At 39.9% G+C, this 20,435-nt stretch carries 17 protein-coding genes, 2 tRNA genes and 1 pseudogene; 10 read left to right on the forward strand and 10 right to left on the reverse strand.

Features of this window, described 5'->3' with window-relative positions; all coding sequences use genetic code 11:
- The 8 genes and pseudogenes from M23134_RS28355 to M23134_RS28390 form a co-directional block, all read right to left on the reverse strand.
- Positions 1-327, reverse strand: a pseudogene (locus tag M23134_RS28355) (hypothetical protein); the annotation flags it as partial.
- Positions 328-347: 20 nt separating this feature from the next.
- Positions 348-2,117 (reverse strand): methyl-accepting chemotaxis protein, encoded by a 1,770-nt coding sequence (locus tag M23134_RS28360; RefSeq protein ID WP_053337407.1) that lies wholly within the window; start codon positions 2,115-2,117, stop codon positions 348-350.
- Between the two features lie 95 nt (positions 2,118-2,212).
- Positions 2,213-2,956, reverse strand: coding sequence for a carbohydrate porin (locus M23134_RS28365; RefSeq protein WP_045114522.1), 744 nt, complete (start codon positions 2,954-2,956; stop codon positions 2,213-2,215).
- A gap of 116 nt (positions 2,957-3,072) precedes the next feature.
- Positions 3,073-3,555, reverse strand: a complete 483-nt coding sequence (locus M23134_RS28370) for a chemotaxis protein CheW (RefSeq protein ID WP_002702201.1) — start codon at positions 3,553-3,555, stop codon at positions 3,073-3,075.
- 4 nt (positions 3,556-3,559) lie between these two features.
- On the reverse strand, positions 3,560-5,575 hold the full coding sequence (locus M23134_RS28375; RefSeq protein ID WP_002702203.1) for a chemotaxis protein CheA: 2,016 nt from the start codon (positions 5,573-5,575) through the stop codon (positions 3,560-3,562).
- An 82-nt stretch (positions 5,576-5,657) separates the two neighbouring features.
- Entirely contained in the window at positions 5,658-6,041 is a 384-nt protein-coding gene (locus M23134_RS28380) for a response regulator (protein ID WP_002702205.1), read from the reverse strand.
- A 1,020-nt stretch (positions 6,042-7,061) separates the two neighbouring features.
- Positions 7,062-7,135 (reverse strand) — tRNA-Ile (locus tag M23134_RS28385).
- A gap of 90 nt (positions 7,136-7,225) precedes the next feature.
- Positions 7,226-7,299: transfer RNA gene (locus M23134_RS28390), tRNA-Ile, on the reverse strand.
- A 98-nt stretch (positions 7,300-7,397) separates the two neighbouring features.
- Between M23134_RS28390 and M23134_RS28395 the strand changes: the two genes are divergently transcribed.
- The 9 genes from M23134_RS28395 (at position 7,398) to M23134_RS28435 (ending at position 16,504) form a co-directional block, all read left to right on the forward strand.
- On the forward strand, positions 7,398-8,072 hold the full coding sequence (locus M23134_RS28395; RefSeq protein ID WP_002702207.1) for an HAD family hydrolase: 675 nt from the start codon (positions 7,398-7,400) through the stop codon (positions 8,070-8,072).
- 37 nt (positions 8,073-8,109) lie between these two features.
- Positions 8,110-9,285, forward strand: coding sequence for a site-2 protease family protein (locus M23134_RS28400; protein ID WP_002702209.1), 1,176 nt, complete (start codon positions 8,110-8,112; stop codon positions 9,283-9,285).
- A 359-nt stretch (positions 9,286-9,644) separates the two neighbouring features.
- Positions 9,645-10,949 carry an adenosylmethionine--8-amino-7-oxononanoate transaminase gene (gene bioA / locus M23134_RS28405; protein WP_002702211.1) on the forward strand — a complete coding sequence of 435 codons (1,305 nt, stop codon included), beginning with the start codon at positions 9,645-9,647 and terminating at the stop codon, positions 10,947-10,949.
- 406 nt (positions 10,950-11,355) lie between these two features.
- On the forward strand, positions 11,356-11,952 hold the full coding sequence (locus M23134_RS28410; protein ID WP_002702215.1) for a pyruvoyl-dependent arginine decarboxylase: 597 nt from the start codon (positions 11,356-11,358) through the stop codon (positions 11,950-11,952).
- A complete protein-coding gene (speB, locus tag M23134_RS28415) occupies positions 11,952-12,833 on the forward strand; it encodes an agmatinase (protein WP_002702216.1) in 882 nt (293 codons plus the stop codon). The genes M23134_RS28410 and speB overlap by 1 nt, the downstream gene beginning before the upstream one ends.
- A gap of 40 nt (positions 12,834-12,873) precedes the next feature.
- Entirely contained in the window at positions 12,874-13,278 is a 405-nt protein-coding gene (gene speD, locus M23134_RS28420; protein WP_002702218.1) for an adenosylmethionine decarboxylase, read from the forward strand.
- 11 nt (positions 13,279-13,289) lie between these two features.
- A complete protein-coding gene (speE, locus tag M23134_RS28425) occupies positions 13,290-14,138 on the forward strand; it encodes a polyamine aminopropyltransferase (RefSeq protein WP_002702220.1) in 849 nt (282 codons plus the stop codon).
- Between the two features lie 438 nt (positions 14,139-14,576).
- Complete coding sequence (locus M23134_RS28430; protein WP_002702222.1) at positions 14,577-15,410, forward strand: transglutaminase-like domain-containing protein; 834 nt, start codon at positions 14,577-14,579, stop codon at positions 15,408-15,410.
- A gap of 158 nt (positions 15,411-15,568) precedes the next feature.
- Positions 15,569-16,504: a hypothetical protein gene (locus M23134_RS28435; protein ID WP_002702224.1), complete on the forward strand. Its 936-nt coding sequence runs from the start codon at positions 15,569-15,571 to the stop codon at positions 16,502-16,504.
- 29 nt (positions 16,505-16,533) lie between these two features.
- Here M23134_RS28435 and M23134_RS28440 read toward each other — a convergent pair whose 3' ends face one another.
- A complete protein-coding gene (locus tag M23134_RS28440; RefSeq protein WP_002702227.1) occupies positions 16,534-18,033 on the reverse strand; it encodes a caspase family protein in 1,500 nt (499 codons plus the stop codon).
- A 57-nt stretch (positions 18,034-18,090) separates the two neighbouring features.
- Entirely contained in the window at positions 18,091-18,405 is a 315-nt protein-coding gene (locus tag M23134_RS28445; protein WP_045114525.1) for an RNA polymerase sigma factor, read from the reverse strand.
- A gap of 536 nt (positions 18,406-18,941) precedes the next feature.
- On the opposite strand from M23134_RS28445, the gene M23134_RS28450 reads away from it, so the two are divergent.
- Positions 18,942-20,432, forward strand: coding sequence for an efflux RND transporter periplasmic adaptor subunit (locus M23134_RS28450; protein WP_002702233.1), 1,491 nt, complete (start codon positions 18,942-18,944; stop codon positions 20,430-20,432).
- Positions 20,433-20,435 lie beyond the last annotated feature (3 nt).

Raw genomic sequence — 20,435 nt, forward strand, 5'->3', positions numbered from 1 at the left:
ATATTTTAGTGGTTTTTTTTCGTGATTCGGCAAAAGCTCCTTAGCCATAAAAACAAAATGATTCCATTCTCGGAAGAAAGAAGTTTTGTTGGTAGAAATACTATCAACCATATAGAGTACTTCTTCTTCGCCACCTGGACTCATCACAAAATGTACATATTCCTTAAATGAACTCATTTGTAAAATGAGTAATCTTTTTTGAAGGCGAGCTTCCACCAGCGTTTTTTTATTTATGGGAAGTAGTATACCAAAGTGAGTATAAATAAACTCACTTATGATATTAAATTCTCTTTTCCCCAGATGATTTGTACTTTGAATAATCCGCATCAGTATCAATCAATTAACCTTTAATATCTGGTAAAATCTTCATCGCTTACATCAGAATCACCTAAATTGAGGTTGATTCCTTTTGCTCTATTTTTTACTCTCCCTCTATTTTGTTGAATGTTTGTGGGTACTTGAAAAGGGGAGTTGATTGATGATTCACTTATTTCATGACCGTGTTGTAATTTAAAAAAGCTAATCATGTTTTTGAGTGAATTGGCTTGGCTGGATAACTCTTCTGAGGTAGCAGCTAATTCATCAGAGCCTGTCACGTTTTGTTGCATGACTAGATTTAATTCTTGAATAGCACTGTTGACTTGTGTCGATGCAGAGCTTTGCTCCAAACTTGCTGCATTGATTTCCTGGACCAGTTGGGTAGTTTTCTGAATGTTAGGGACTAACTCATTGAAAAGTTTGCTGGCATTTTCAGCAATGGTCACATTAGATTTAGAAAGGGTATCAATTTCTATCGCAGCATTCTGACTCCGCTCTGCAAGTTTTCTTACTTCTGCCGCAACCACGGCGAATCCTTTGCCTACTTCACCTGCTCTGGCTGCTTCTACAGCGGCATTTAGGGCAAGTATATCTGTTCGTCTGGCAATCTCATTGATAATCGTTATTTTGTCAGCAATATTTTTCATAGATGATGCCGTCTCAACTACCGCATCTTTTCCTGTCTCTACTTCTTTGAGGGTATTCATGGCCATTTTCTCGGTCTGTTTTGAGTTTCCAGTATTTTGTTCAATGTTAGCAAGCATTTGCTCCATAGATACTGACACCTCCTCAGTAGATGCCGCCTGTGAATTGGCTCCTTCGGCGATATTTTGAGCAGAGCGGCTCATTTCTCTGCTGACAATCGTGATGTTGTCTGCTCCAGCTCTTATCTCTGAAACAATTTCTTTTAACTTTTTGACCATTGCTTGGACACTGGCATACAAACCAGTAGCATCTTTTTTATCAATATCAATACTTAAATCACCATTAGAAATTTTGTTAAGCATTTGTGCCACCTCAGCAGGTTCTCCTCCCAATGTGTTCAGTACGTTACGGGTAATATATAATATGGCAAATGCTCCAACAATCAACGCTAGTAAAATACTAAATACCACGATGTTTTTTGTGGTATCAGCCATCGATTCTTGCTTTTTTAAACGGGTTGATAACAAGCTTGATTCTATATCTTTGAATTCCTTCAGTCTGGCTCGAATTTGATCCATGTACTGTTTACCTTCCTTTTTATCGAATAAGGCATAAAATGCATTCAAATCCTTCATGTTTTCCAAATCAAGCAAGAGTTGTTGCTTATTGATTTTATCAAGCGTTGAGGAGACTACTACATTTTTTATCGCGTCTAATTTATTTCTATTACTCGACTTATTCTCTGTTTTTTTTCCTTCCCTGACAGACCTCCGAATATTGATATAATTCTTGGCAATTTCTCTCCTCCAGGATTGTGCTTGACTCTCAATATTAGCCAACCGTTGCACTTGCGGAGGATTATCACTTACCGTCGTTTTGAGTTCCGAGATTAGTTTGTCAAAAGAAACTTTACCAGAGTTATAAGGCTCAAGAAACTCTTCATCTCCACTAATGGCAAAGCCACGCATACCCGTTTCCTGGTCAATCATATAGCGTTCAAGCTGATTGGCCTTCCCAATCACTTTATAGGTATGTTCTACCCATTTGGTATCATCAAGGAGCTTATCGATGTTAAAATAAACAAGGACACCCACCAGGAGTAGCACCAGCATTGTGACTCCATTTCCTAAAATTAATTGGGTTCTAAATTTCATAACTGTGCTAAGTTTTAGTAAAAGTTTATTGAAAATCTTAGTAAGCCCATCAGGGCATTTGCAACCTGCGACTGGGCTCCCGGATGGATGATGTACTACAAGTCGGGCTGAATTGTAAGATGCTTTCCAAATTTAAGTGATCTTTCATAAATAATTTGAGCCATTAAAGTGTATCTATTGCCCTCATTCTGCTCAAAAAAAGCTTCATAGCTTCGGCTATGCACTGTTTTTTTGAATTGTCTGAGAACAATATATTTTCTTGAATTGGCACATCTTATTTTTTTTAGATCACTTAAGAAACCCAGAAACAATATATCTTGCGTTCTTTTGGAAAATAAACCCGTGTAGTTGACTCCAAAAGCATAGAAAAAATAGATAAGGTTTTGATTACCAGGTGCAGCGGCTACTTGTAAGAATAGCCCAAGCCCTTGATTGGTTTTTGTATCTTCAGGGAATATTAATTGATCAGTGATAAGATAGTAACCTAATAATCCAGTTCGTTCAGGAGCAGCTTCATTTCGAGAGATGGGTTGAAAGTCTCCTATGTAGGTAGCAGTTGGGTTTCCTCCGTGGGCATTGACTCCGTTCACCAGTAGCTTGCCGTTTTTCCATAGTCCTGCTTTTTTTGTATCCAGGCTTATGATCAGATGCACCCTGCCCATATAATCACTCTCTGTTTGCAGGCCACTATCAAAATTGTGAAATATGTCACCTTGTATGATAGTAGTAAAATCAAAAGGGCTTTTAGAGCCTGAGGAGCTGGTTATTGAGTTTATATCCCTTTTCTTAGGCTCTTGAGCATAAATCATTAAGAATATACAAAAGCGATTTGCAATCATTAGGTTGAGTTTTAATTGATTGAAAATTTGAAAACATGATAGATTTACATATTCGCTTGGTGTACACTTTTTCGTTTGATGCTATTAATTAAATAATATGTATTAAATCTTTATTTTTAAGTCATTTCGGTGAGTGTGTCCATCTCAGAAGGAGAAAATATTTTGTCTACATTGATAAGCATTACAAACATTTCATCCAGCTTGAGAATGCCTTCTACAAAAACAGCATTTTTGTAATCTTCCAGGGAAGGTGGTGGTGTGATTTCGTCAGAAGAGTATTGTACCACATCCCAAGCATTGTCCACCACAGCTCCTACTAACAGCGACTCTTTTTGATAGTTTATTTCTAGCACAATGATTCTGGTTTTTGGACTATCAATTACTGTTTCGAGGCCAAACCTTAGGCGAGTATCAAAAATCGGAAGGATATTTCCTCTTAAGTTTAATATCCCCCTTGCAAAAGCAGAAGTCTTTGGGATACGGGTAATGGGTTGCATTTCCAAAACTTCTCGTACTCTTTGAATAGGAGCTGCAAAGTATTCGTCACCCAAAGTAAATGTCAGATATGATGCTAATGCCTTTTCTGTGTTTTCCGCCATTTGATTAGTTATTTGAATGAAATTGATGAATCAATCTATGAGTATCCAGTACCAAAGCAAGTGAGCCATCACCTAATATGGAGCTTCCCAGAATGTATTTTTGGGTGCTGAAGTGTTTTCCAATAGGTTTTATTATGGCCTGAATTTCGCCATAAATTTTATCAACTGCTATGCCTTGGCTTTTCTCATTATTTGATAACATAATGACATCCATCTCCTTAATATCAATATTTTCCTGTTGATTGAACTGAAACTCTTTTCGTAAATTAAGTACTGATATTTGCTGTCCATCTACTTGCACCAGAAAAGAAAAATAATCTTCTCGTTCAATTGATTTCGTCGGGAGACGATAAATCTGGTCAATACTAAACATAGGTACAATGTATTTTACATTTTCCACATCCACCAGTAACCCATCTATAATAGATAGTGTTAATGGCAAACGGATCGTAAAGTGGGTTCCCTTTTGAGGAGTAGATGAAATATGCAAATTCCCTTTCAGGCTATCAATATTTTTCTTTACTACATCCATTCCAACTCCCCTTCCCGAAAGCTCCGTTAACTCATCAGCAGTACTAAAACCAGGATAACAAATCAAGTGATACAATTCTTCATCTGACATAACTTCACTTTGCTCAATGATTCCTCTTTCAATTGCCTTTGCTCTGACTTTGTCCGCATTGATTCCACGACCATCATCTTTTATTTCTATGATGACATCTGTTCCCGTGTAATAGCCACTCAAAGTAATTAGTCCAGTTTCTTTTTTTTCTTTTTTTAACCTTTCCTCACTAGGCTCAATCCCGTGATCAATAGAATTCCTTAAAATATGAAGTAATGGATTTTCTAAAGACTCAATCATATGTTTATCCAGCTCTGTATCTCCTCCCACCATCTCAAACTCTACTTTTTTTCCCTGTTGTTTAGATAAATTTCTTACCATTCTTTTAAACTGGGTATTGAGGGTACTCAAAGGACGTAAATTTAGGCTAAATACATCCTCTCTAAGGTGATTGATTTCCAGCTCTATCTTTTCAGTAATCAGGTTTAAATCGTTTAAACTATGTGTGGAAGCAATATTTTTTAAGGACGAATTGAGGGTCATCAACTCACTTACTGCATTAATTAAACGATTTACTTTATACTTTGAAATACGAGTACTTCCTGTACGCTCGTTTGCCTTATTTTCGTTGATTGCTGTTGAGTTGTCCTGACTAGCTACCTCAGGCTTGTTTTTTGAAACTTGTTCTGAAAGGTTTGCGAATATTTTTTTGGTATCTTCTAAGGAAGGTAATTCTTTTTTATCCTGGATTTGCTCGTTGAGCTTAGTCTTCATTTGCTCACTCAAATGAAAGTCTTCTGATGAACCCAATTCTTGGATGGAGATCTCAAAGTCATCCTCCACAAACAAAAACAAAGCCTCTAGCTCGTCTTTTTCACTGACTTGATCTACAATGATGAACCAAAACAAAATCTCTTCCTCATGCGCTATCCTTTTAAGAAAGTAATTTTCATAAGTGCTTTTTAACTCCTTTATAACAAAAATGATGGGATGTTCCGTATCTGTTTTTAGGGGGGATATTGGTTTGATTGTCATTCCATAAACATAATTCATTTTAGGAACTATATTTTCCAGGTTTTGGTCTTGATTCTGTAATTGTTTGAGAACAGCGATCAAATTTTGTTGATTTTCTTTCAGAAAATGATCTGTAAGATTGGGATCTTTTAAAACCTTTTTGATGTGATCAACTGCCTGAAAGCTTAGGCTAAGAATTTGATCATCTATTTTTTTTGCTCCATCTCTCAACAGGGCAAAGATGGCCTCAATCTCGTGAATAAAACTCCCTAAATGATCAAGACCTATCATAAGTGCTCCACCTTTGATGGTATGTAAATACCTGAATATATTATTCAAATACTCTTCGTTTGACAAGTCTTTTTCCAGTTCTATTAAGTCACTCTCAAGATCAGTCAACATATCCTGAGACTCTTGAATAAACTTTTCACTGAATTGGCTCATTTAATTAATTGGTTGACAGGTTGTTTATTTTGAATAGTCACTTTTGTGAACATCATTAAACAAAGGAAAAATAATGATTAGCTTACTTTTCAGATTTGCTTAACGCATGTCTAATCTTTCCTTTAAAAACCTTATAATCATATGGCTTTTCAATCCAATCAGTGAGTCCAGCATCTTTTGCTTTCTTCTTTTTCTTAATATCACTTTCAGTAGTTAGCATAATGAACGGAATATTGGCAATGTCAGCGTTTGTATGTTCTCTAATCTTGGTAAGTAATTTCATTCCGCTCATGTTAGGCATATTATAATCGCTTAAAATCAAGTCAATGCTTGAGGGTGATTCGTCCAAGATTTTTAATGCCTCTAAACCGTAACTTGCGGTTACAATTTCATACTCATTAAGAGCATTGGCAACCACATTACGCACTGCTTGCATGTCTTCTACAATTAAAATTTTCTTTTTCATAGTTTAGTGAATTGTTAATACCATAATAAAATGAGTTCAGGTTATCAATGAATTCAGGTGAAATCCTCATTCAATTTGTATCACTATTCTCTTAATTGTTAGCTGATTCTTTGTGTTTTTTTATTCCTGTTTATATACCTGTGTAAATAATGCCTCTAAAACTGTATAAGTGATCTGGAAAAAATAAGATGTGCCAATTTAAGAAAATATATTGTTCTCAGACAATTCAAAAAAAACGGTGCATAGCCAAAGCTATGAGGCTTTTTTTTTGAGAAGAATGAGGGCAATAGATACACTTTAATGGCTTAAATTATTTATGAAAGATCACTAAAGAAATTCGATTTTATAATTTTATCTCAAAAAGGTTTTCAATACAATATACATAATTAGTGTTAAGGATGTTCAGTTTATGATAAAATAAGAGTTGGTTTCAGAATAAAAAACAGTGTGAAAACAGCCTAATAATAACTGAGTTTTTGGAGAAGAGAATTGTTTTGTGGGATGAAATATACTGCTCCCCAAAAACTGGACATTGAAAATTGATAAATAGAGTTGTATGAAGTTTTGTTAATTAGTGATATACAGGCAGTTAACTATGCGTTAAGTACATAAATGTAGGAGTAAGTCCTTGTGGTAGACCTTTCAAAGAGCAAACATAAATGCATAAAATGCCTTTTAAAGGAAAATGCCCTTATTTGTACTCGTTGTAACCTTGTAAGGTGTTTATTACCAGGTAACTACAAAGCTTTGTACACTCCTAATTGATAAATTTAAAATACTGGCTTAAAATGTCTAATTTTAGCTCATGGCAAAGTACAAAAAGCATTCAGCTTCCTTGAAGGCAAAAGTTGCGTTGTAATGTTTTTATTGGAAGACTTTCCTAGCGATCTTTTGATGATTTTACTAACCTAAACAGACACTTTTTTTACACTATATTTACACCAAGCAATTGGTAGGTGAAGACAGAGAGGAAACAAAAAAAAACCGTCATCAGAAATTTTTCCGATGACGGTTTTTTAGTGGACCCACCTGGGCTCGAACCAGGGACCACCTGATTATGAGTCAGGTGCTCTAACCAACTGAGCTATAGGTCCGTTGATTTTTTATAAAGTTACAGCTTTTTTTGTAAAAAAGCATCTAAAGTCTGCAAAAGCAGTAAATCACTCCTTTTGAATGATTTTTAGTGGACCCACCTGGGCTCGAACCAGGGACCACCTGATTATGAGTCAGGTGCTCTAACCAACTGAGCTATAGGTCCTTACATTCAGCTTTTGAAAATTTAATTCCGAATTCTTGCTAAATGAGGGTGCAATTTTACATCTTTGCATTTACATTCGCAAACAAAAAATAAAAAAATTGAAAAATTTCACTGAATACCAAGTTTCCCATAATCGTATCAAAAATATTATCTTCGATTTAGGGGGGGTAGTTATCAATATAGACTGGCAGTTGACGATTGACGCTTTTCAGCAATTGGCCGACCCTGCCTACCGCGATCAAAACGAAGACCTGATTCAGAAGGGGACTTACAAAGCACAGTTTTTTGAAGATTATGAAGTAGGTAAAATCAGTGACACCGTTTTTTTTCAACACCTCCGCGAAACCTTTCACCTACAGGCAACCGATGACCAAATTGCCCATGCCTGGAATGCTTTACTGCAAAACATACCCCAAGAACGCATAGCATTGATAAAGAAACTAGGCGAAACCCACCGCACCTTTATATTGAGTAACACCAATGCGGTACATATTGCCGAGGCCACCCACATTTTGCAGCGCGAAAATGGCATTGCCGGCTTTGACCATTTGGTAGAAAAAGCCTACTACTCGCATACCATGCACAAGCGCAAACCTTGGGCAAGCATCTACGAGCAAGTAGTCGATGAAAATAACCTAAAACCGGAAGAAACCTTGTTTATTGACGATGGGCTGGCTAATATAGAAGCCGCAAACGGCGTAGGGTTGCAAGGTTTGCACGTAGTGGCTAATCTTGATGGCTGGCTTCAGTTTTTTCAAACAACCTTGGTTTAGACTTCCCCATATATTTTTCAAACATTCCTTAATTTTCATGCGCAACAAAATAAAGGTTTATAGTATACACCTGATACTATTTATCATCACCCTGATTACCACCACTCTGGCAGGGGCTGAGTGGACTTATGGCAGGTTGGTGTTTGACGACAAAGAGGCGATTGATTGGCTTACCCAAGAGAAATTTTTGCAGGGCTTTGCCTTTTCCCTGCCCTTTTTAGGCTTTCTCACTGTACATGAGTTTGGACATTACCTCACCGCACGCTGGCACAAGGTAAAAGTAAGTTTACCCTTTTATATCCCTATGTGGTTGGGTTTTTCGTTTAGCATTGGCACCATGGGGGCTTTTATCAAAATAAAGGAAGACCTTCAGTCGCGTAAATTGTTTTTTGACATAGGCATAGCAGGACCTTTGGCGGGTTTTATAGTAGCTTTAGGAGTACTTATTTATGGTTTTACCCATTTGCCGCCGCCCGAATACCTTCAGGCCATTTTGGCACAACAACCCCAAATGCCCCAAGGTCAAAATACTGAATATCTGGTAGTGGGTTCCAACCTTTTGTTTACTTTATTGGAGGTTACCCTGGCAGACCCCAATTTGGTACCCAGCCACTACAACATGATTCATTATCCATTGTTGATGGCAGGTTTTTTTGGTTTGTTTTTCACCGCATTGAACCTTTTACCAATCGGGCAGCTCGACGGAGGTCATGTGTTATATGCACTGATTGGTTATAAAAACCATCAACGAGCCGCCTTGGTATTTTTTCTTGGCTTTGTGTTTTATGCCGGGCTGGGCTTTTTCTCACCCCACCAACCACTTAGTTGGCTTGCCTGGTCTCCTGCCTATCTCTTGTTTTTATACATTGTATTCTCTAAAGCCACCCACGGCTTCCGCAACATTTTACTGCTGGCGATGTCGGTATTTACTGCCCAATTTTTGTTTGCCTTCTTTTTTCCCGAAGTCAAAGGCTACCTGGGTTGGTTGGTGTTTTCTTTTTTGTTGGGGCGTGTGTTGGGCATTTATCACCCCCCTGCCCTCGAAGACCGCCCCTTGAATTTGCCCCGCCGTGTTTTAGGTTGGTTTACTTTGCTTATATTTGTACTTTGTTTTAGCCCTCAACCGCTACAGGTCGAGCGCAAACCTGAAGGGGCAAAGCCTACGCCTCTTGAGAAAAAAATCCAGCAAAACCAGTTGCTGAAGAAGCCGTGAAGTTGGTAGCCCATACAAGGTGCTAGCGACTAGGTGCAAGATTCTAGGTACACCCTTAACTAAGTTGGGTTCATCACAGCAAGCTGCCCTGATGAATCAGGATTTAGAAACAGATTCGGTTCATAGGCAACTAATAAATTCATAGTGCTTTTACTTTCAGTAGATGATGGATTTGTTAGCTAAAAGCCCTGACAAGGGCAAGTCCTTAGATTCCGATGTAAGGTACAAGCAACAAGTTGCAAGCAGTTAGCGGTTTACAGTGCTAACTGTAGGACTTTAATAAAATAGCGTTTTATGCCTGCCAGGTTTTCAAAACCTGGCGGGTATAAGTAATATAAGCCTGTTTAAACGCCTGAGAAATGTTTGAAAATACTTTAGAAAAAGCCGATCTGGTCTTCGACCAACAACACATCTGGCATCCTTACACCTCTATGGCCAATCCCTTGCCGGTTTTTCCGGTGGCTTCCGCCAAAGGGGTATACATTCACCTTGAAGACGGTACCGCCTTGATAGACGGAATGAGTTCGTGGTGGTGTGCAATACACGGTTACAACCATCCACGCCTCAACGAAGCCATCCAACGCCAAGTGCAACAAATGTCGCATATCATGTTTGGCGGCCTTACCCATACACCAGCCATAGAGCTTTGCCGCAAATTGGTAGAGATTACCCCCGAAAGCCTGCAAAAAGTATTTCTTTGCGACAGTGGTTCGGTATCGGTAGAGGTAGCCATCAAAATGGCTATTCAATATTGGCACGCCAAGGGCACCCCCGAAAAATCTAAACTAATGACGGTACGAAAAGGCTACCACGGCGATACTTTTGGGGCTATGTCGGTATGCGACCCAGTCAATGGTATGCACCAGATATTTAATAAGGTATTGGCTCCCCAAATTTTTATTGATGAACCCACCCCTGGTTTCGCCCAACCCCTACAGGCGCAAGATGCGGCAAATTTAGAAACTGCCTTTGAGGAAAACCACCAACAAGTTGCAGCTTTTATCCTGGAACCTATAGTACAAGGGGCAGGAGGGATGCGCATATATTCTCCGGCATTTTTAGAAAAACTATCGGCGCTCTGTACCCAATATGGTGTCTTGTTGATTTTTGATGAGATAGCTACTGGTTTTGGCAGAACCGGAAAAATGTTTGCCACTGAGCACACTGCTATCACCCCCGATATTTTGTGCATAGGCAAGGCACTTACAGGTGGAATGATGACCCTGGCAGCCACCTTGTGTACCGAAGATGTTGCCTTGACCATTAGCCAGGGCGAAGCAGGGGTATTTATGCATGGACCCACTTTCATGGCCAACCCATTGGCGTGCAGCGTAGCATTGGCGAGCATTCGGTTGTTGCAAGACTCAAACTGGCAAGCCTTGGTACAAAATATCGAAACTCAGCTCAAAGAAAAGCTCCAGCCACTACAAATGCACCCCAGAGTAAAAGAAGTGCGGGTAATGGGAGCCATTGGGGTAGTAGAGTGTTATCACACGGTAAATGTGGCGGCTATTCAACGGTTTTTTATTCGGCAAGGCGTCTGGATTCGTCCTTTTAGAAACCTGATTTATATTATGCCTCCTTTTATCATTCAACCAGATGAGCTACACACGGTGTGTCAGGCAATAGGAGCCAGTTTGTATAATGAAGGGCATTTTGATTAGCCACAAGCTATTAGCGCCAAGCCACACGTTTTTTGTAGGCAATTTTAGTGGGTATTTATGTCTTTTTGCTTAATGCTTAAAAACACAAAAAACATTACATAAAATAGCAGATGCCAAACTTTTAGATAAAATGCTGGTTAAGAATGCTAAAACGAGCAATGAAATAGCAACGCTGTGGGTAAGAATGAGTAAGTTTTGTGTAAGCTAATGAGGTGACAGTGAAGAGTTTGTGAAGAAACATGCGTTTTTAAATAAAAAGTTGCAGCCCCTAAACCTTTTTTCAAAATATATCTTACTTTTGCTCACTTTTTTTTGAAGCTTCAAATAATGAATAACATTTCTGTCAATTATTTGAACCATTGACTGGAATTGTGATCATCTAATTTAACTTTTTTATGACTTAAAAATGAATATAGTGAATTTTAGTGATTTGCCTGCTGTAGGACAAGCAGTAGCTAATAATCTATCGGGGATTATTATTGGAAACCGTATTCCAAGAAGCTACTTTATCACTAGTGGTGCAGGCGAAAGTGACATTACCATCCATGCCGGCTCTTATCATTTAGCACTACGAGACGCAGGCATCGAAATGGCAAATATTATGACCTACTCTTCTATATTGCCTGGCATAGCCATCGAAACCCCCAAGCCCAACCGCAAGCAAATTGTTCATGGATCGGTGATGGAATCTATTATGGCAGTAAGCCATGTAGAGAAAGGCGAGCAAGCCAATGCGGGTATTATATTTGGCTGGTTGCACGACCGCAAAACCGATGAAAGGTACGGAGGGTTGGTTTGCGAGCATGATGGTAGCTATGGCGAAGAACAGCTTCACAAAAACTTAAACGACAGCCTCGAAGAGTTGTATGTAAATGGGTTTGAGGAGGAATTTTATCTGAAAGACGTCTACACGGTCACCAAAAGCTTTGTGCCCAAAAAGAAGCATGGCACCGCGCTGGTTTCTTTGTGTTTTACAGATTACATTTATCCGGTAATAGGCTAATGAATGACATGATTCCGGAGAACAAAATTACCCAATACGGGGATTTTGAACAAGCGTATACTACCCTCGAAAACGCGCAAATAGTAATATTGCCTATACCTTACGACAAAACCAGTACTTGGATAAAAGGTGCTGATAAAGGGCCGCAAGCCATATTGGAAGCCTCTTATAACATGGAGTTTTATGACATAGAGACTCAAACCGAGGTATACAAACGAGGCATTTATACTGCGCCACCTGTGACCGAAAACGCCAGCCCTGAGCAAATGGTCACTGCCGTAAAAACAGCCACTACCCAATACCTTGAGCAAGGCAAGTTTGTGGTGCCCATTGGAGGCGAACATTCGGTAAGCATTGGAGCTATTCAGGCTTTTGCCCAAAAGTTTGACAATTTAACCGTGCTGCAGATTGATGCTCATACCGACTTGCGCCCTACTTATTTGGGGTCGGCCAACAACCACGCTTGTGTAATGGCACGGGCGCGCGAAGTAGCCAACATAGTGCAGGTGGGTATTCGTAGTATGGACAGCTCTGAGCTACCTTATGTAGAAGCTCACCGTATTTTTTATGCCCACGACATTGTCCGTAGCCGAGGCAAGAGTGCTCAGTGGCAGTATGAGGTGGTAGATCAGCTGACTGACAATGTGTATGTCACCATTGACCTGGATGGTTTCGACCCATCCGTTGTGCCTTCTACAGGTACTCCCGAACCAGGCGGCTTGTGGTATTATGAAGTACTTGATTTGTTGAAGAAGGTCAACGAAAACGCAAACATTGTAGGGTTTGATGTGGTAGAGCTTTGCCCCAATCCTCATAGTAAAGCGTCGGACTTTCTTGCTGCCAAGCTCATTTACCAATTACTCAGTTATAAGTTTCATTAACAATCCTACAGATTACATAACATTTTTATACTTCAAAATATTGAAAGCATTAGGACAACACGTGTTGGTTGAGTTTTATGGCTGTCCTGAAGAAGTCATGAAAGACAATCATTTGATTGAAAAAGTAATGAATGAGGCTGCCAAAGCCAGTGGAGCTACTATAGTAGGGAGTCATTTCCACACTTTTAACCCTTACGGAGTAAGTGGGGTGATTGTAATTGCCGAATCTCACTTTACGGTGCATACCTGGCCAGAGTACGGCTATGCCGCCATTGATATTTTTACTTGTGGCGAAACCATAGATAATTTGCTGGCATTTGATTATATGAAACGGCACCTCAAACCTCAAAATACTTCGACCATTGAAATGAAGCGGGGGCAGTTGCAAAACATGTTTAATAAAAACCCTCAAGGGCAGGCTAAAGTTACAAGCGTGCCATCATAACTGTAATGAATATGTGGTATAACGAAGACCAAGACGAACACATCATAAGCATAGGGGCACGCACCTCTATCAGGGTAACCAAAAAACTCTACGAAAAGCAGAGTAATTTTCAGAAAATAGAAATATATCAGACCGATGCCTTTGGCAAAATGATGGTGCTGGACAATTGTATTATGTTGACTGATGCCAACGAGTTTGCTTACCATGAAATGATTGCCCATGTGCCTTTGTTTGCGCACCCCAACCCTGAGCGAGTGTTGATTATTGGAGGGGGAGACGGCGGCACTGCGCGCGAGGTATTGCGTCACCCACAGGTAAAAGAATGTGTAATGGTAGAGATAGACGAAGAGGTAGTGAATGTATCACGGGAGTATTTTCCGGCTATAGCTGCTGAGTTAGACAACCCCCGGCTTGACTTGCGTATAGAAGATGGCATGGCGTATATTCGCAACAATGAGAATGCCTTTGATGTAATTTTGATTGATTCTACCGACCCGGTAGGCATTGCCGAAAATCTGATTACAGTCAAGTTTTATGAAGAAACCCATCGATCGCTCAAAAAAGGGGGCATTATGGTAGCGCAGGCCGAAAGCCCATTTTATTTTGCCGATATTCAGAGGAAGCTTTTTCAGAACATTAAAGGAGCTTTTCCGGCGGTGTCTATGTATTTATCGCAGATACCTTTTTACCCCAGTGGTACCTGGTCGTTTGCCTTTGCTACCCAAGAAGCAGGCTTTGACCGCACCAACTACAGGGTGGCCGATTTGAAAGCAATGGAGCACCAATTGCAATACTTCAACGAGGCTTTGTTTACAGGTTGTTTTGCAATACCTACGTTTGCAAAAAAAATGATTGAATAAAAAGTGCCCTCAATGAGGGCTTTCTTATAAGAGCCTGTTTGAAAATGAAGCCTAACCTGACCTGAAAAATAACTTTGCGACCCTTGGCAATGCAGTCGGTATTTTTTTAATATGCTACCTCTTTTACCCATTGCATAAGAAATCACTGTGTAAGCAACCTGCCCATTTCTTTCAAATTCCTGCACGCTTTTCACCTTGCTTCAAAATAGCATTTATTTATGATTTTACCTGAAGCTTGTGATGAAACAGCGCACAACCCAACCTGTAAATTCACCTAGTCTTTATTTGTTGCCACCATACCAGCCAGCTTACTTAGTGCATAATTCCCAATAAGAATCATTATATTTGTAGTTAAAATACCCGAAAATCTTGGTAAACTTTCATACTTTGTACCATAAAACCTATTAAACTTGCGGTGAGGGGACTATATCTTAGCCTATGAATCAAAATGAAATAAAAGCACTGGTATCTTTGCTAGATGATGATGACTATGAGGTGATTAATCATATCAAAGAAAAAATTATATCAATGGGGGACGTCTTGATTCCCTTTTTAGAAACTGCATGGGAAAACAACTTTAGTCCGGTGGTTCAGCGACGCATCGAAGAACTGATACACACTTTACAGTTACAATCGTTGCAAGAGCGTTTCCGCGATTGGAAAGACAACGAACAAGAAGACCTTTTGAAGGGAATATGGTTAGTGGCTTGCTTTCAGTACCCCGACCTTGACCTACGCAAGGTAACCAAAGAACTGGATAAGATTTACCACGAAGTTTGGCTGAGCCACCGTGCTTACGCAAGCCCGCACGACAAGGTAAAAAACCTGAATAATATTTTATTTACCAAACTGGGCTTTAGCTCCAACACCCAAAACTTTCACTCGCCGGGCAACTCTATGATCAACATAGTGCTTGAGTCGCGCAAGGGCAACCCCATATCGTTGTGCATCGTATATATGTTGATCGCACAAAAACTCAAAATGCCTATTTATGGGATCAACCTGCCCAATATATTTGTGTTGACTTATAAAAGTGAAGAAACGCAGTTTTATATCAATGCCTTTAACCGCGGATTGATTTTTTCCAGGTCAGAAATAGACAACTATATAGCACAACTCAATATTCCCACAACCAACCGGTTTTATTACCCTTGCTCTAATCTTGAAATTATTCAACGCATCATGCGAAACCTGGTGGTGGCTTTTGAAAAGCTCAACGAAGACGAAAAAGCCAGGGAACTGAAAGAGTTATTGCAAGTGTTGGATGCCTGAAATAAGTGGATGAATGCGTCCTAAAGCGATAAAAAGCACTGTAACTCATCAACTGATTTTGTCGTGCAGTGCTGGGCGTAACAAGTGGTTTGTACGCACAAAAGCCAACCCAAACCCAGAGATGTCGTACATCATAAATAAGAATAGTAGAAAAACTGATGACCGAAGCCTTAGTAATTAGTAAAATTAAAGAACGCCTGAATATATCCTCTAAAGATCTTTTTTATATCGCCATCATATTAGGGTTGATGATTGCATTGTTGTACAAAATCACTCAAACAAGCTTTATGAAAAAGGAAACGGCGTTGTTAGAGGAAAAAAACAATGTATTGGATGCTTATTTGCATAAGTTAGACAATGACATTAAAAACCGTCAAATACAGATAACCAACCTGGATAGTACCAATCAAGATCAAAAAGATGATTTAATGAAACAGCTTGACTTTTTGAAGCAAAAAAGAAAAGAAATTGTCAAGCTTAGAAAAGAAAAAAATGTAAGCTATCAGAAAATACTGGTGTTAACTTCTGCCATCGCCCAGCAACACGCTACCTATGGAAAAATAAGTAAACTCAAAAATGAGCTTCATTTGCTGCAAGACAGCCTAAGCAAACTGGTAAACAATGACAGCCACCTGGAAACACCCTCTTGGCAATACAAGTTTCAGAGTTTACAAAATAGTTATCAACAGGTAGCCCAAGAAAACAAAACGCTTAAAACCAAACTTTCCACCCTGAGCGGAAAAGTGTTTGCCACCAATATACACAGCCAGCCAGGTGAAATATTGCGGGGAAAATTTGATCGGTCTACCCGTGCCCGTCGTACCTCTATTATTCAGCTTAACTTTAAACTCACCCGTTTGCTTCAGCAACAAGAGCAGTTAATTATTCGCTTATTTGACGAAAACGAGCAGGAGTTTGCCCTTAAAACCGATTATCTACAGGAACTATTGGGGCAAGCATCTACCAATAAAACTATTTATCTGAAGCCTGCCCAAGCCAAGCGGTTTAGCCGGGGCAAAAGCACTGTGAAGCTATTTTTGACTTGTAATGGCAAAACCAAACCTATAGGCATCCATTCGGTATACTTACGTTAATGTTTGGTTTTGTAAAACAAATAAAAAATTTAGTAACGCACCTTTACCTGCTCTTTAGCTTTCATTATCTTTTGTACCCTGCCTAGTTTCCTACTCTGCTTTTTCACTTCTTTGGCGGTTTTTTTTACGATGGTTTTCCAGTGTACTTTTTTCTTATGAAGCAACAGCTCATTTTGTAAGCTTTTTAGCAAAGCCTGAGTAAGTACTCCTTGGTAAGCATTGCGCCCTGGTTGGCGACTGTATAAAGTAATAATACCTGAGTTGCCCAAAAATAATTGTCGGTACCCTTGGGTGTTGCCCACTACAGCAGGGGCATTCAAGTGGTTGCCTACAGCCACATTGTATTTCTGGGCTTGGCGGCTTGGTTTGCCTTGGTCAATCATCACTATTTTAAAGTCAGCTTTAGTATTTTCGAGCGTATTATTCAGGCGGTTTGTCAATACTTGTACACTTGCCAACGACTGGTTATCTCGTTTTGTAGCCTGGTTTGTGGTGCCCAAATAGTGTACCCATACCACATCATCGAAGCCAGGCTTGGCTTGTTGGAGCCACTGCTGCCATTGCATCGTATAAAACTGTCCTGTGGGAGCCTTTTTTAACGCCAAATGTAAGCCGGTAGCCTGAGCTATTTGATTGCCCACAGCAATTAATTGTTGGTAAGTAGTTTGTTCTTGATCAGCAAAAACCCATAAATGAAGTTTGCCAGGTTTGCGGTATACGCCAGCAAAGTTACTTTCCCCTTCATTGTAATTTGTTTGACGTTTCAGTGAATAGTCGTGGCTGTCCTTGTGTTTTCTCGCGGTTTTTTTTGAGTTTTTGCCCCTCGTATTGCTTGAAATGTGGATTTCTTCTGTACCAGGTTTTCCCTGGAGGGCAACCTTGGTTTTGTTTCCAGGCTTGTCTGCCAATGCTGTAGTAGTATTGACAGGGGAACCAGAGGCAAGCATTTGTCGGGTATTTGGTTTGATCACAGCCGTAGGCTTCTTTCGTTTGTTTACCACGTGCTGGTCTGGAGTTATAGTAGCGGTTTGTGCTGTTGCCTCCTTCAAGAGTGTTTTTTTCCTGTGAACTGTCTTGGGCATTGGGTGAGCTGCTGGGTTTTCTGTACTTTGCTGCTTGAGGCTTTGGTCAGTACCTGCGTGGGTGTTTTGAGCATGTTGTACTTTGTCAAACAGACGTGGCAAGCTCACTATCATAAAAAGAGCCACTGCTGCTGCCACGGCCACGCCCCATAAACTTTGCTTTTTACGATGACTTATTTTTGCCGATATAGTTTGAGAGTGCTCTATTGCTCCTTTAATAGCGTTTTCACTTTCCTGAAATAAACCCTCAAGGTACAGGCGGTCTTTGTGTTCTTTTAGATAAAACCCTCGAATACCATTTACTGCCAGCTGAAAGTCTCCGTCTTGTTGCATTTGTTGTTCAAACAACGCCTGATCCTTTGCCGACAATTTACCATCAATATAGTCTAATATAATAGCCTCGCTAAAATAGCCTGTTTGTTCGTAAGCGTCAGTATTTTTCATCATTCCACAGTGTTATCGAATTTAGTGTTCTTGTTGTGTTTTTCAATATTGAGCCAGCGTCTATGCTGCCTGTATTTTTTGTTGAGCAAGTTGCTGCATCATCTGTTTGCTCAAGTCTTGAGTCATTCCGATCAAAGCTTTTTTTATATTTTTCAATGCTTCTTTAGCTACACTTTTTTGGTGCAGTTGTACAAATACCTGCCGCAAAACTTCTTGTGCAGTATTTTCTTGTTTTGTCATAGCGTAAGCCATTCCGAATAGTTGAATCCGGTAGCGTTCCATGAGCCAAAAGAGTGCTTCCTGCTTGCCTTCACAGCACTTTTGCCAGCACTGCTGGTCTGACAGTTCTCTGTTTGTATGCTTGTGTACCGACATGGGTAATGTTGTTTGTGTATTAGATTGCCTGGGTTTATATAGGTAGGACAGGCTAAATACTAAAAAGGAGTAGAGTTTTTGCGAAGCGGGGTTTTAATTGAGCGTAAGTTATCCTGGGCTGGGTGGTGCATGACTTCCTGATGAATACTGAGTTGTTGTATAGGGGCAATGAGCAAACAGAACAGCAGCACAAATATTTTTGAATTGAAAATGAAGCAAGTAATTAAAAACTTTCTCCATTATTGTTGAGCAGCGAAGTATAAGTACCAAGGCAGCATTAAACATACCTAATGAGTAGGTGTAACTACTATAATATGAGCAAGTGGTCCTTACTTGTAGCACCAATATACATCGGTATCTAAGAACTTATAGCTCATTACTTGCTGCTACTTATGACTCCATAAAGCCACAATTGTTTGTTGAAATAAGATGCTTGCATTGTTTTTTTATTTTTATTTTGTGTTTTTGCAACTAATTATGTGGTGGGTTCATCCTTTAATTCTATAAAAACTCCTCATAAACTTGATATACTACCCATGAAAAAGAAAGTTATACTGCCCGTGATTATACTCGGAGTGCTTGCTGCAGGATATATGTTTTTTACAAAAAAAAGCAGTAAATCTGAAGATATTTTTGTCAAGGTAAAAAAAAGTGACTTTACCGTTTCGGTGACTTCTTCGGGTGAGTTGTACGCCAAAAACTCCACCAAAATAAATGGGCCTACTGGCTTACGACAAGCGCGGTTATGGCAAGTAAAAATCAGTCGTATTATACCCGAAGGTACCAAAGTAAAAGAAGGTGAATTTATTGCTTCTCTCGATCGGTCAGAGCTTGCCGACAAGCTCAAAAACGAGCAAACCGAGCTCGATAAAGCCAGTTCGCAGTTTACCCAGGCAAAACTGGACACCACCCTTGAGTTGCGCGAAGCCCGTGACAAACTCATTAACCTGCGTTATGCCCAACGCGAAAAAGGACTAGTGCTCGAACAGTCTAAATATGAGCCCCCCGCCACCATCAAACAAGCTCAAATAGACCTCGAAAAAGCCAAACGAGCTTTGATACAGTCAACTCAAAACTACTTGATAAAAAAAGACAAGGCTATAGCCAAAATGCAGGAAGCAGGCGCCAACCTGTCAAAGGTAGAGTCCAAAGTAGAGTTTTTGCAAAAGCTCATGAAAGAATTTAACATTACCGCCCCCAAGTCTGGTATGATGATATATGCCCGCACCTGGGATGGCAAGAAAAAACGTGAAGGATCCACCATTAGTGCCTGGAACTCCACCGTAGCAACCTTGCCCGATTTGTCGGTGATGGTGTCGCGCACCTACATCAACGAGGTAGACATTAAGAAGATTAAAAATGGGCAAAAAGTAAAAATTGGACTGGATGCTTTCCCTAAGAAACAACTCACCGGTAAGGTGATCAATATAGCCAACGTAGGTGAGCAAAAGCCCAACTCAGACGCCAAGGTATTTGAGGTAAATATTGAGATTCACGAGCAGGATTCTTTATTGCTGCCTTCTATGACCACCAGCAATAATATCATTGCCAAAACAGTAAAAAATGTGTTGTCGGTTCCTCTGGAAGCCATTCATAACCAAGGTGATAGTCTTACGTATGTATTTCGCAAAGACGGAGGCTCGCTTAAGCGCACCGAAGTAATGGTGGGCGAAACCAACGAAAACGAAGCCGTGGTGTTGGCTGGGCTTACCAAAGAGGACATGGTGACTCTGTCGCGCCCCAAAGATGGCGAGAAAATGGACTTACATTTACTGGATAAAGCACTCAAGGCCAAAGTGATAAAGGAGCAGGCCGCCAAGCTAAAAGAAGAGCAGCGTAAAGCACAGGAAGCCCGCAAAAAAGCAGAAGAGTTGCGCAAAAAGAAAATGGAGGAGATGACGAAAAAAATGCAGGACGGCAAAAAGAAAGAGGGCAAAGAGAAAGACGACCAAAAGAAAAAGAATAAAAAGAGCGCAAAGAAAAAAGTGGCTCAGGTTATCACTGCTTTCAACTCGTTGAAGGCATAAATT

Origin of the sequence: Microscilla marina ATCC 23134 (genome assembly GCF_000169175.1) — a bacterium.
GTDB classification, from domain to species: Bacteria; Bacteroidota; Bacteroidia; order Cytophagales; family Microscillaceae; genus Microscilla; species Microscilla marina.

Coding starts and splice junctions, on each gene's coding strand:
- M23134_RS28445 (WP_045114525.1), bottom strand. CDS start 18,405: ATGTCGGTACACAAGCATACAAACAGAGAACTGTCAGACCAGCAGTGC.
- M23134_RS28375 (WP_002702203.1), bottom strand. CDS start 5,575: ATGAGCCAATTCAGTGAAAAGTTTATTCAAGAGTCTCAGGATATGTTG.
- M23134_RS28430 (WP_002702222.1), top strand. CDS start 14,577: ATGAATCAAAATGAAATAAAAGCACTGGTATCTTTGCTAGATGATGAT.
- M23134_RS28370 (WP_002702201.1), bottom strand. CDS start 3,555: ATGGCGGAAAACACAGAAAAGGCATTAGCATCATATCTGACATTTACT.
- M23134_RS28400 (WP_002702209.1), top strand. CDS start 8,110: ATGCGCAACAAAATAAAGGTTTATAGTATACACCTGATACTATTTATC.
- speB (WP_002702216.1), top strand. CDS start 11,952: ATGAATGACATGATTCCGGAGAACAAAATTACCCAATACGGGGATTTT.
- bioA (WP_002702211.1), top strand. CDS start 9,645: ATGTTTGAAAATACTTTAGAAAAAGCCGATCTGGTCTTCGACCAACAA.
- M23134_RS28365 (WP_045114522.1), bottom strand. CDS start 2,956: ATGATTGCAAATCGCTTTTGTATATTCTTAATGATTTATGCTCAAGAG.
- M23134_RS28360 (WP_053337407.1), bottom strand. CDS start 2,117: ATGAAATTTAGAACCCAATTAATTTTAGGAAATGGAGTCACAATGCTG.
- M23134_RS28380 (WP_002702205.1), bottom strand. CDS start 6,041: ATGAAAAAGAAAATTTTAATTGTAGAAGACATGCAAGCAGTGCGTAAT.
- M23134_RS28410 (WP_002702215.1), top strand. CDS start 11,356: ATGAATATAGTGAATTTTAGTGATTTGCCTGCTGTAGGACAAGCAGTA.
- M23134_RS28450 (WP_002702233.1), top strand. CDS start 18,942: ATGAAAAAGAAAGTTATACTGCCCGTGATTATACTCGGAGTGCTTGCT.
- M23134_RS28435 (WP_002702224.1), top strand. CDS start 15,569: ATGACCGAAGCCTTAGTAATTAGTAAAATTAAAGAACGCCTGAATATA.
- M23134_RS28440 (WP_002702227.1), bottom strand. CDS start 18,033: ATGATGAAAAATACTGACGCTTACGAACAAACAGGCTATTTTAGCGAG.
- speE (WP_002702220.1), top strand. CDS start 13,290: ATGTGGTATAACGAAGACCAAGACGAACACATCATAAGCATAGGGGCA.